The organism is Xanthomonas arboricola pv. juglandis (assembly GCF_001013475.1).
Taxonomy (GTDB): Bacteria; Pseudomonadota; Gammaproteobacteria; order Xanthomonadales; family Xanthomonadaceae; genus Xanthomonas; species Xanthomonas arboricola.
Window position 1 is genome coordinate 176049 of the sequence record NZ_JZEF01000005.1, and the last position, 12415, is coordinate 188463.

Annotated in this window: 6 protein-coding genes; all 6 read right to left on the reverse strand. The window is 63.4% G+C overall.

What is annotated here, in order from left to right; genetic code table 11:
* Positions 1–657: 657 nt before the first annotated feature.
* A complete protein-coding gene (locus XARJCFBP2528_RS17940; RefSeq protein WP_026064788.1) occupies positions 658–2208 on the reverse strand; it encodes an MASE1 domain-containing protein in 1551 nt (516 codons plus the stop codon).
* A gap of 385 nt (positions 2209–2593) precedes the next feature.
* Positions 2594–4021 (reverse strand): sugar porter family MFS transporter, encoded by a 1428-nt coding sequence (locus XARJCFBP2528_RS17945; RefSeq protein WP_016904374.1) that lies wholly within the window; start codon positions 4019–4021, stop codon positions 2594–2596.
* 87 nt (positions 4022–4108) lie between these two features.
* Entirely contained in the window at positions 4109–5446 is a 1338-nt protein-coding gene (xylA, locus tag XARJCFBP2528_RS17950) for a xylose isomerase (protein ID WP_047124975.1), read from the reverse strand.
* Positions 5447–5493: 47 nt separating this feature from the next.
* Positions 5494–6987, reverse strand: a complete 1494-nt coding sequence (gene xylB, locus XARJCFBP2528_RS17955; RefSeq protein WP_016903224.1) for a xylulokinase — start codon at positions 6985–6987, stop codon at positions 5494–5496.
* On the reverse strand, positions 6984–9365 hold the full coding sequence (locus XARJCFBP2528_RS17960; RefSeq protein ID WP_026064487.1) for a glycoside hydrolase family 95 protein: 2382 nt from the start codon (positions 9363–9365) through the stop codon (positions 6984–6986). Before XARJCFBP2528_RS17960 ends, xylB begins: the two co-directional genes overlap by 4 nt.
* Before the next feature lie 91 nt (positions 9366–9456).
* Positions 9457–12360, reverse strand: a complete 2904-nt coding sequence (locus XARJCFBP2528_RS17965) for a TIM-barrel domain-containing protein (protein ID WP_016903226.1) — start codon at positions 12358–12360, stop codon at positions 9457–9459.
* Positions 12361–12415: the final 55 nt, after the last annotated feature.

The following is a 12415-nucleotide window of genomic DNA, read 5'->3' on the forward strand; positions in this document are numbered from 1 at the left end:
AGTCCTGCGTAATAAGCAAGACTGTCAAATAACTGACATTGCATATTTCTGGGGGCGCACTGCAACCAGTACTAATTGGGACGAACGTGGAACGCTAGCGTAGCCCAGGCCGCATATCGAAGACGCGCCAGACACAGTGGTTGTCGGCAATTTCTGTGCGAACTCCCACACCTATCCGCTTTATGGACGTAACGTAGGCGAGCCTGAATTGCAGGCAAAATCGCCCCTAGCAGGGGAAGGCGAAACTCATGGAAGTTAAAGCAAACACGTTGAAGGTTCTGTGCGTCCTGGCTTGTGCTTTGGTGACAGGCCAAGTCTCGGCTCAAACTGGCGGATGCTGCGCAGGTGGTGTAGGCGCCCAAGCGACAATGGGATTGGGGGAACGTAGCCCTGCAGCTGCCAACCTCACCTTAGATCCCGCCTGGTCAATCTACGAGTTCCAACGTGACGGCGTGACATATCTGCAAATCAATGACGTCGCCGGTGGGGTTAGAGCAGTGGTCGCACGCGTTGACAATGCGCTTTGGGTACTGCCGATGGGCAAGGATGCTGATCGCGTCACAATCCCGGCAGCTAATACAATTTGGGCAAATTCGTCGGCAACGTCTGCGACCGAGCTAGGACCTAACGCACAAATGGTATACCAGACCGCACACTTCACCGTGCATGTCGAGCGGAAAGCCAACGTGGAACGCTGGAACGTGTCTCCGACGCGGTAACAGCAGATGCCTCGGCCACTAGGAAGGTAAGTACTAACGCATGGCGGCGGCGAAACAAGCCGCCATGCGATTTAAGGCGTGCTCGAAATTCATGTTCGTCCTCAGGGGATTCACGCCGCACGGAATCCACCAAAGAAGTATCGGCAAAAACTCTCATGACGATCCCCTGCCCCCCTCTACCGCGCCAGACACGCGCATGGATGAAATGCTTGTTGGACGCAGGCAGAAGTTCCAATGCGTTGAGGGTGCAGCGGTAAGCCGCAAGCTGCAGTCCAAGCGAGAGCTGCTGACAATCCCCCTGTAATAGACAGTCGAGTTTGGTGGAGTTCAACCTCTCAAACGCAGCCGAACGCAGCGTTCGAAACAAGCCATGCGTTTCAATTTCCAATGGATATAAAGCCGCAACATATTCATGCAGAAGTTGCGACTCCAGAACGGCCACGCGTGTTATTTCCATTGCTGCCGCATGGTGACCACGCTCCCGAAGATCTGCCACGACCGATTTGCGCATCCTGTTCATCTGGACGTTGATGTCGGAGTATTCCACGACCCGATCCCGCAATGTTCGCTCGGCCGCGAGATAGCTAGCTTGAATGGCCTTTTGAGCATCCGCCTTAATTCGCCCGATCGTGTCAAGTCGCTTTAACGGCCTAACGAACCTTACGCCAAAGACGAATAAAAAAGTACTAACGATCACATGGAAAATTTGAACTTCAAAAAGGCTCTGATTGTAATATCCAATTTCATACGTCTTCGGCAAGGTTATTGCCAAAGCGAAGTTTGCAAGCAGTGTCCCAAGAGCGGCCCCTGTCCACCCATGCCGGCGCGTCAAGACAATCGCCGGCCCTATCAGCGCAGCCATCAGCATCTTTCGAAGTAATGGCTCTTGCGTGTAACCGAGTACATAGAAAAGCACAAGAATGACGACAACCGACACTCCAAGATCTCGGGGCAGGTCTATGCGTGCTGGTTCTCGTTTTCGAGGTGACCACAACATGACCGGAAGCAAGAAAATCAATATGCCCAGATAGCTTCCCAACCAGTAACGAATAAGGAATTCCAGGACTTTGTCCGTGCTCGGCCCACCAAGGCTTGCATTAAGGACAATGCTCCACAATGAATTAAAAAAACCAATGGCAATCGCCAATGGAATTAAAAAAGGAGTCTGCTGAAGCAGCTTACGGGCATGATGGCGTGCCAACCAAATGACGAACGCGATCATGGGGGCATGCACAAGTGGACTTATGTACGCCCATGTCAAGTCGTATCCCTGGCCCTGCGAAAGCGGAACCCGCAGCCAAAGCATTGCAGCCGCATCTCCTGCCAACAGGAAAGGCCACTCGCGATAAGGTCTGAATAGCAGCGTTACAACACGCAAGCCGACAGGTAGGTACCACTGGTCGATGGAGCAATACCAGAGCGACAGGAATGCTAGGCAATAGCAAGCGCTGACAAGCGCGCCCCTAAAGATTTCCTTTACTACTGCCATACCACCACTCCTTGGTTCCACGATTCGCCCTAGTCTGGAGGGAAACTGCCTGGTGGAGTATAGCGGTGGCGCACAATTTGCAAAAAGAGCCGGTGCCCTTCCAGGCGGTTATCGCCGTTGAAGACGCGCATTGCACTTTGCTGGTGCGTTGGGCCACATGTGAATCAGGCCGCCTGACACAGCACAGGCCGGAGCAGCAGGCAGTCACCAGACGCCGCACGCACCCAATCCAGCCCGACGATGACAGCCAGCGCGATTGCGGCGCCTGCAGCGATGCAGGCATGCGAGACATCGGCAAGGTCCCGGCGAGACCGTCAACGAACAAGGCCGCGCAGTGCGCGGCCTTGTTCGTCTTCCATGCCGATATCAGCATAGCGGGGGGAGATCAGCCCTCCATCTGCTCCAGCTCCTTGCCCTTGGTCTCGTAGACGTATTTGAGCACGAAGAACACCGAGATGAAGGCGGCGACGGTGTAGATGCCGTACGCGCCGGCCAGGCCGATGCTGCCGAGCAGGATCGGGAAGCTGACGGTGATGGCGAAGTTGGAGGTCCATTGCGCGGCGCCGGCAATGGCCAGGCCCGAGCCGCGGATCTGGTTGGGGAACATCTCGCCCAGCATCACCCACATCACCGGGCCCCACGAGGCATTGAAGAACACCACGTAGACGTTGGCGGCCACCAACGCGAGCATGCCCATGGCATCGGACATGGCGAGCTTGCCGTTGGGGTCCAGCGAGGCGGTGGCGAAGGCATAGGTCACCAGGGCCAGCGAGACCGCCATGCCGGCCGAGCCGATCCACAGCAACGGTTTGCGGCCGATCTTGTCGACCAGCATCACCGTGACCAGGCAGGCGCCGATGCTCAGGCCACCGGAGAGCACGTTGATCAGCAGTGCGTCCTGCTCGGAGAAGCCCACCGCCTGCCACAACACCGCGCCGTAGTAGAACACCACGTTGATGCCGACCAGTTGCTGGAACACCGCCAGGCCCACGCCGATCCAGACGATCGGGCGGATTTTGCCGGTGGCCTTGTTGATGAGGTCGGAGAACTTGGGCTTGTGCTGGTCGGCCGACATCGAGGCCGAGATTTCGGCCAGCTTGGTCTGCGCGGCGGCGTTGCCGTACAGCCGCTTCAGCACCACCAGCGCCTGCTCGCGGCGGCCCTTGACCACCAGGTAGCGCGGGCTTTCCGGGATGACCAGCAACAGCAACAGGAACAGCAGCGAGGGAACCGCCTGCATCCAGAACATCCAGCGCCAGGCGGCCTGCCCGGCCCATAGCGGCTCGGTGGAGGCACCGGCGGCGTTGGCCAGCAGGTAGTTGCTCAGGAATGCGCAGAACAGCCCGCTGATGATGGCGATCTGCTGCATCGTGGCGAGCCGGCCGCGATAGCGCGCGGAGGCGACCTCGGCGATGTAGGCCGGCGAGATGACGCTGGCAGCGCCCACCGCAAAGCCGCCCATCACGCGAGCGAAGATGAAGAAGCCGGAACTGTGCGAGGCACCGGCGCCAATGGCCGAGAGCAGGAACAGTGCCGCAGAAATGATCAGGACCGCGCGGCGGCCCCAGCGGTCGGCCAGACGGCCGGCAAAGAAGGCGCCGATGGCGCAGCCCAGCAGCATCGAAGCGACTTCGAACCCGGTCTCGGCGGCGCTGGAATTGAAGGTCTGCTTCAGGCCGTCGACAGTGCCGTTGATCACACCGCTATCGAAACCGAACAAAAAACCGCCGATCGTGGCTACGCAACTGATCAGGACGATAAAACGGGTGTTCTCACCGGCATCGGGGGCGCCGTTTACGGAGACACTGGACATGGATTCACCTGGAAGCATGCAAGGGAGCGGCCACGGGGGCGGCCGACATCGGCCGGCGACGCGCAGTGCGCCGCCGGCCACGGGACATCAACGGGTCAGATACTGGTTGATCAGGTTCTCGTAGGCTTCCTGACGGCCGCTGAGCTGCTTGGGTTCGTTGCCGGCGGCGTACTTGGCCAGATCCACCAGCGTGCTGCTGCCGTTGGCGAAGTCCGCGCCCGCGCCGCTGTCGAAGCTGGCGTAACGCTCGGCGCGCCACTGCTCCAGCGGCGAGGAGGTCAGCAGCGCATTGGCCACTTCCAGCCCGCGTGCAAATGCGTCCATGCCGCCGATATGCGCCAGGAACAGATCCTGCGGGTCGGACGACTCGCGGCGCACCTTGGCATCGAAGTTCAGCCCGCCCGGTGCCAGCCCGCCCTGGCGCAGCACCACCAGCATCGCGCCGACGGTGTCGTACAGGTCGGTCGGGAACTGGTCGGTATCCCAGCCGTTCTGCGGGTTGCCGCGGTTGGCATCGATGCTGCCGAGCAGGCCGGCATCGGATGCCACCTGCAGGTCGTGCTCGAAGCTATGGCCCGACAAGGTGGCGTGGTTGGCTTCGATGTTGAGCTTGAAGTCCTGGTCCAGGCCGTGCTGGCGCAGGAAGCCGATCACCGTGGCGCTGTCGAAGTCGTACTGGTGCTTCATCGGCTCCATCGGCTTGGGCTCGATCAGGAAGTTGCCGGTAAAGCCGATCGCGCGGCCGTAGTCGCGTGCCAGGGTCAAAAAGCGCGCCATGTTGTCCTGCTCGCGCTTCATCTGGGTGTTGTGCAGGCAGGCATAGCCTTCGCGGCCACCCCAGAACACGTAGTTCTCGCCGCCCAGCTCGACGGTGGCATCGATCGCGGCCTTGACCTGTACCGCCGCACGCGCCACCACGTTGAAGTCCGGGTTGGTCGACGCGCCGTTCATGTAACGCGGGTGCGAGAACAGGTTGGCGGTGCCCCACAGCAGCTTGATGCCGGTGTCGGCCTGGCGCTGCTTGGCGATGCCGACCATGTGCTTGAGGTTGCTCTGGTACTCGCCGATGTCGTCGGCATCGGGCGCCAGATCCACGTCGTGGAAGCAGTAGTACGGCACGCCGAGCTTGGTGAAGAATTCGAACGCGGCATCGGCCTTGGCTTCGGCGCGGTTCAACGCGGTGTTGCCGATATCCCACGGGTACGCACGCGTGCCCGGGCCGAACGGATCGGCGCCGTTGCCGCAGAAGCTGTGCCAGTAGGCCACGGCAAAGCGCAGATGCTCGGCCATGGTCTTGTCGCCGACCTGTTTGTTGGCGTCGTAGACCTTGAACGCCAGCGGGTTGTCCGAGTCGCGGCCTTCGAAGCCGATCTTGCCGATACCGGGGAAATATTCCTTGGCGCCGATGTAGACGGTGTTGCTCATGGGGTGGAATGTCCTTGCTGCTGGGGGAGTTGTAGAAAGCGTGTCGATCAGCCGGCGTAGAGCGGGCTGACCACATGCAGGTGCTTGAGGAAGTGCTGGTAGTGCTGCTGATACTGGGCCACGCGCTGCGGATCCGGGCGCGCCGACAGGCTGTCGTCGACCTGCAGATGCTCCAGCACCACATCCGACAACGCGTGCGTACCGCCGTCATCGCGATCGCAGGCCCACAAGGCCTGCAACGCAGCACCGAAGGCAGCGCCTTCGGGCTGGGTCGGCACCACGACCTGCAGGTTGAAGATATCGGCCACCATCTGCCGCCACTGCGCGCTCTTGCTGCCGCCGCCGGTGAGCAGGATGGTGTCGAACTGCAGCCCCGCCGCAACGAAGGCATCGAAGCCGTTGCGCAGGCTATAGGTCGCCCCTTCCATCGCGGCGCGGTAGAAATGCGCCGGGGTGGTGTTGTGCAGGTCCATGCCGAACAGGCAGCCGCGGGCGGCCGGCAAGTCCGGGGTGCGCTCGCCGTTGAAGAACGGCAGCAGTACCAGCCCATCGGCGCCGGGCGTGGTACTCGCGATCAAGGCGTCGGTCTGTTCGCGGGTGATCGAGAACATGCGCATCACCGCCTCGGTGGCGACGGTGCAGTTCATGGTGCAGATCAGCGGCAGCCAGCCGCCGCTGGACGAACAGAACGCGGCCCAGCGTGCCTCGTCGTCCACCACCGGGTGATCGGCGTAGGCGAACAAGGTGCCCGAGGTACCCAGGCTCATGGTCAGCCGCCCCGGCACCACGTTGCCGGTGCCGATGGCGGCCATCATGTTGTCGCCGCCGCCGGTGGTGACACGCACGCCGGCCGGCAGATTCAAGGCATCGGCGGCTGCGTCGGACAAGGCATAGACCGCGCCGGTCTCCACCAGCGGCGGCAGTGCCTCGCGCAGGTCGCGTTGTGCGTCCACCGCGCCGAGCATGCGCTCGGACCATTGCCGCGTGCGCACGTCCAGCCAGCCGGTGCCGGAGGCATCGCCGACTTCGGCAAAGCGCTCGCCGGTGAGCCAGAAGTTCACGTAGTCGTGCGGCAGCATCACCGTGGTCATCGCCGCATACGCCTCGGGGCGATGCTTGCGCGTCCACGGCAGCTTGGAGGCGGTGTAGCCGGCCATGATCGGGTTGCCGGCGGTGGCCACGCTGCCTGCGGCGCCGCCCACCGCATCCATGATTTCCTCGCATTCCAGTGCAGTGCTGGTATCGCACCACAGCTTCACCGGTGCGGTGACGCTGCCATCGGCGGCCACCGGCACGAAGCCATGCTGCTGGCCGGAGACCGAGATGCCACGCACCTGCGCACGCTGCTCGCCATCGAGCTGCGCGAAGCAATGCACGATGCCGTCGATCCACCACTGCGCCTGTTGCTCGCGGGTGCCGTCGTCGCGGCTGATCAGTTCCATCGGCGCGGCGATCGTGGCGACCACGGCGCGCTCCTGCGGATCGTAGGCCACCAGCTTGACGCTCTGCGTGCCCACATCCAGTCCTACGTACAAGCTCATTGCGTCACCAATCGGTTGTTGTTGAGGCCCACCTGCCGGGTGCGGCCGGCACCCAGTTCCAGGTCCAGGGTCTGCCCTGCGTAAGACAGTTGATAGCGCCCGCCCCGCTCGCTGTGCACGCGTGCCTGCTGCAGGCGACCGCCCTCCCACTGCAGGTCCACGCTGGCACCGCCGCGCACGCGCAAGCCACGCACACTGCCGCGCGGCCATGCCTTGGGCAAGGCAGGCAGCAGGAACACGCTGCCGCCCCAGCTTTGCAGCAGCATCTCGGTGATGCCGGCGGTGCCGCCGAAGTTGCCGTCGATCTGGAACGGCGGATGCGCGTCGAACAGATTCGGGTAGGTGCGCTCGGGCGAGATCAGCAGTTGCAGGATGCGGTAGGCATGCTCGCCATCGGCCAGACGTGCCCACAGATTCAGCCGCCAGCCGATGCCCCAGCCGGTGGCGTTGTCGCCGCGCGTTTCCAGCGTGCGCTTGGCCGCGGCGGCAAGCTCGGGCGTATCGCGCAGATTGATCTGGCTCGAAGGATGCAAGGCGTACAGATGCGAGACGTGCCGGTGATGGATCTCCGGCGCCTGCATGTCCCAGTCCTGTTGCCACTCCTGCAATTGCCCCGCCTTGCCGATGCGGTTGGGCGGCAATTGCTCGCGCAGCGTGCTCAGTTGCTGCGCGAAGGCGTCGTCGACCTTGAGCAGCTTGCTCATCGCGATGCATTGGGCGAACAGATCGCGCAGCAGCTGCGCATCCATGGTGGGGCCGGCACACAGCGCGGCGTTGAACGGGTGCTGGTTTTCCGGCGATATCGACGGGTTGGTCACCATCGCGCCGGTCTGCGGGTCGCGCTCCAGCGTGGCCACGAAGAACTCCGCCGCGCCCTTGAACAAGGGGTAGATCCTGCCCAGATACGCGCGGTCGCGGCCGTAATCCCAACGGTCCCACAACTGCTGCAGCAGCCAGACGCCACCCATCGGCCACAGGCTCCACTTGGCGCCATCGATCGGCCCGGCCTGGCGCCACAGATCGGTGTTGTTGTGCACCACCCAACCCGGTGCGTCGTACATCGCACGTGCGGTGTGCGCGCCGGTTTTGGCCAGATCGAACAACATGGATTCCAGCGGTTCGACGCACTCGTGCAGCGCGTTGGCCTCACTGGGCCAGTAGTTCATCTCGGTGTTGATGTTGATGGTGTACTTGCTTTCCCACGGCGGCTGCATCAGGTCGTTCCAGATGCCCTGCAGATTGGCCGGCTGGGTGCCGGGCCGCGAGCTGCAGATCAGCAGGTAACGGCCGAACTGGTGATACAACGCGGCCAGCGCCGGGTCGTTGCCCTGCGCAAAACGCTGCACGCGCTCGTCGGTGGGCAGTGCCGCTGCTTCGCTGGTGCCGAGGTCGATCGCCACGCGCCGGAACAGCCGCTGGTGATCGGCCAGATGCGCACGCAGCAATGCGGCATAGTCCAGCTTGCCCGCCTTCTGCATGCTTGCTGCGGTCAATGCGAGCGGATCGCCATCGACTGCATCAAAGCGTTGGTAGCTGGTGGCGGCGGTGAGCAGCAGCACCACTTCATCGGCGGCGTCGATGCGCAGGCGGTCGCGCAAACCGCTGAGCGTGCCGCCCTTGATCTGCGGCAGCACGCGCAAGGCGAAACGCAGCTTACCGTCGATGCCGGCGAAGCTGCCGTTGCGACCGCTGAACAGCAGCCCGCCCTGCTCCACCGTGACCTCGCCGATCTGCGGGCTGTCGATGCCCACGCGCAAGGAAATCGCGCGTGGCCGATCGCAGGACAGGCGCACCACGATGCATTGCGACTGCGCCGACACGAACACTTCGCGCTTGTGCACAGCACCGCCGGAGCGAAACGTGGTGGTGGCCACGCCGGTATCCAGATCGAGCTGACGGCGATACTCGCTGATGCCGTCGGCGCGATCGAAATCCAGCAACAGATCGCCCAGCGGTTGATACGGCATCTGCTTGAGCGGACGCGAGAGCAGCTTGGCGTCGGCCAGGGTTTCGGCTTCGGCATAGCGCCCGGCAAATACGAGCGCGCGCACCTGTGGCAAGGCCGCCAGCGCGTCGGGGCTGGTGGCATCGTACGGGCCGCCTGCGTACAGCGTGTCCTCGTTGAGTTGCAGGCGCTCGTGGGCAATGCCGCCCCACACCATCGCGCCCAGCCGGCCGTTGCCGACCGGCAGCGCCTGCACCCACTCGTTGGCCGGTTCGCGGTACCACAGCTGCATGGCGTCGCCCGCAGCGACGGCAGGCAGCGATTGCCCGCCGGCAGCCTTCGCCGGCGCAGCGACAGCCGGCGCAGCCGGCGCGGCCCCCAGCACCGCGAGTGCGGCGCCGGTTGCCTTGCAGACTTCCCTGCGGGTCAGCACGTGCACCGCCGTGCTGCATGACCGGACCTGCACGCCCGAGCCTTGCGGCGATCCGGCATCTGCGCACTCACTGGCTGACAACGAGTCGCGATCATCGACGACGCGCTTTGCCCGACGCAATCTTGCGCTGCAACACGCTGACCGGATGGCCGTCGTACTGGATGCTGGCATCGGTCCTGGGCTCCAGCGCACCGGCATCGTCGCGCGGGCCATCGACGAAGCGCACATTGACGGTACGCCTGGCCTGCATGCCGGTCCAGCTGCCTTCGCGCTTGCCGATGCTCAGCTCGCCCTTGGCCTGATTCCAGCTCAGCGGAATGCGGCTGAACTCGCCCTTCTCGTAGCCGTAGCCCTTGCCATCGTCCTCGTACAGCGAGAACTGGCCGTCGGCGCCGGTATAGACCACCACGGTGAGCGGCGCATCCGGCTTCTGATCCACGTATTCCTGCACCGGGCCGGTCGGCACGATGGAACCGGCGCGGACGAACAACGGCATGCGCTCGATCGGCGCGGCCGCCTCGATGCTCTGGCCGCCTTCGTAGCGCTTGCCGGTGGCAAAATCCAGCCAGCTGCTGCCGGCCGGCAGATAGACCCGACGCGAGGTGGCGCCGAAGCGGGTCACCGGTGCGACCAGGAAGGCCGGCCCGAACAGGTACTGGTCGTTGATGTCGCGGACCTTGGGGTCGTTCGGGAAGTCCATCATCATGCCGCGCATGATCACGCCATCGCGCTGATAGGTATCGCCGGCCAGGCTGTAGATGTACGGCAGCAGCGCGTAACGCAGGCGGTTGTAGTACGCCATGCTGTCGTAGAACGGCGTGCCTTCCGGGGCGATGTTCCAGAGCTCGCGGTACGGGAACTGGCCGTGCGAGCGGAAGATCGGCACGAACGCGCCGAACTGGAACCAGCGCGTGTTGAGTTCGCGCCATTCCGGCAGATGCGCCGGGTCCTGGTTTTCGTAGCGCTTTTCCACCGCAAAGCCGCCGATGTCGAAGGTCCAGTTGGGCAGGCCCGACAGCGCCATGTTGACGCCAGCGGAAATCTGGTCGCGCATGTCGTCCCAGCGCGAGACGATGTCGCCGCTCCATACCGCCACCGCATTGCGCTGGGTGCCGGCATAGCCCTTGCGCGAGAGGATGAACACGCGCTTGTCGTCGGCCGCACGGTCGCCCACGTACACGCCATGCGTGTGCGGCAGCGGGTACGCGTTGAAATACTCGGTGGACGAGCCCAGCGCATTGGGCGTGGTACGCGCCTTGCGCTCGCCGATGTCCAGATTGGAATGCACGTCCGGTTCGTCGGCGTCCATCCACCAGGCATCGAAGCCTTTGCTGTTGAGCTTTTCGTTGACCTGGCGCCAGTAGATCGCCTGCGCCTTTTCCGAATACGGATCGTAGAACGAGTTCTTGTAGCCCTTGCCGATCCAGTCCAGCTCACCCACTTCCACATTGCGCTTGAACATGAAACCGGCCGCGTCCAGTTCCTTGTAGTTGGCGGTGGTGGGATAGAACTTGGGCCAGATCGAAATCATGATCTGCGCATGCATGTCGTGCACGGCCTTGACCATGCCGTCCGGATCGGGGAAGTGCTGCGGGTCGAAGTCGTGCGAACCCCAGGCATTCTCGGGCCAGTACGACCAGTCGAGCACGATGTTGTCCAGCGACAGCTTGCGCTTGCGGTATTCGGCCACCGCGCCGACCAACTCGTCCTGGCTTTTGTAACGCTCGCGGCTCTGCCAGAAGCCGTAGGCCCACTTGGGCAGCATTACCGACTTGCCGGTGAGCTCGCGGTAGCCGGCCACGGCCTGATCGTAGGAATCGGCGGAGACGAAGTAGTAGTCGATCATCTGGCCGGCTTCGGACCACAGCGACAGGTCACGCGCTTCGGCGGCCGGCAGCGGGTCGCGGTGCAGCAGCGCGATGTAGCTGGGGTCGATCAGATCCCACTCGACCTTGACGGTGTGGCGCGTGCCCGGCTCCAGATCCAGCTTGAACTCGTGATTCCACGGGTTCCAGTTCTGGCGCCAGCGATCGACCACCAGCTTGCCGTCCACGTACAGCTTGGCGTACTCGCTCGAATACAGCGAGAAGGTGTGCTCGCCACCGGTGAGCGCTTCGATCTGCCCCTCCCAGGTGACCTGCATGCGGCTGTTCTTGTCCTTGGTGATCGCCTTCTTCGGATACTTGGTCAGGTCGCTGAGGTACTGGTAGTTCACCTCGCTCTCGCGGCGTTCGACGATCTGCTTGCCGTTGATCGCATAACGTGCGGTCAGCGCACCGGCCTTGCCCTTGGCGTCATACAACTTCAGCGTCTTGGGCAGCGGCTGCAGGCCGCGCGGGTCGCCCAGGCGGCTGATCGAGTTGTTGTCCCACAGCAGGCCGTAGTTGCGGCTGGACACCAGGTACGGCACCGCCATGTCGATATTGTTCTGCTGCAACTCGATGTTGCGGCCCTTCTGGTTCATCCAGCCCTGCTGATGCTGGCCGAAGCCGTACAGCGCTTCGTCGTCGGGCGACTGGAAGCGCTGACGCACGCTCAGGTACTGCTTGCCCTCCACTTTCAGCGGCGCAAAGCTGCGCCCGCCGGCAACTTCCGACAACACCGGCTTGCCATTGGCATCGGCGAAGCTGACATGGCCATCGACGGTGGACACGGTGGCGGTGACCTTGCCGGTCTTCAGCTGCACGCTGTCGCCCTGCTCGGCCAGCTGGAAGTTGCCATCGCCCTGCACCGGCACGCGCATCAGGCTGGGGCTGCGCGCGAAGTCGCCGTCCGGGTCGGCACTGACGCGGATGATGCCGGCATCGACCACCTGCAGACGCACCGGTGCGGCGCCCTTGGCGCTCGGCACCACGGTGACGCCATCGGCGGCCTTGCGCACTTCCTGCGCGTGCGCGGCATTGGCCAGCAAGGCCAGCGACAACGCCAGGCACTGCGCAAGCGGTGTACGTCGGGTGGCAGGCGCATGGCCGGCGGAACGGTTGATGGTTTGCATGTTCACTCCCTTGGAATTACGAAACGCTGCCGCGGGGGGCGGCAACGCATGGGTT

Bases quoted from the DNA above. Each gene is read 5' to 3' on its own strand.
- XARJCFBP2528_RS17940 (WP_026064788.1), bottom strand. From the start codon at position 2,208: ATGGCAGTAGTAAAGGAAATCTTTAGGGGCGCGCTTGTCAGCGCTTGC.
- XARJCFBP2528_RS17945 (WP_016904374.1), bottom strand. From the start codon at position 4,021: ATGTCCAGTGTCTCCGTAAACGGCGCCCCCGATGCCGGTGAGAACACC.
- xylA (WP_047124975.1), bottom strand. From the start codon at position 5,446: ATGAGCAACACCGTCTACATCGGCGCCAAGGAATATTTCCCCGGTATC.
- xylB (WP_016903224.1), bottom strand. From the start codon at position 6,987: ATGAGCTTGTACGTAGGACTGGATGTGGGCACGCAGAGCGTCAAGCTG.
- XARJCFBP2528_RS17965 (WP_016903226.1), bottom strand. From the start codon at position 12,360: ATGCAAACCATCAACCGTTCCGCCGGCCATGCGCCTGCCACCCGACGT.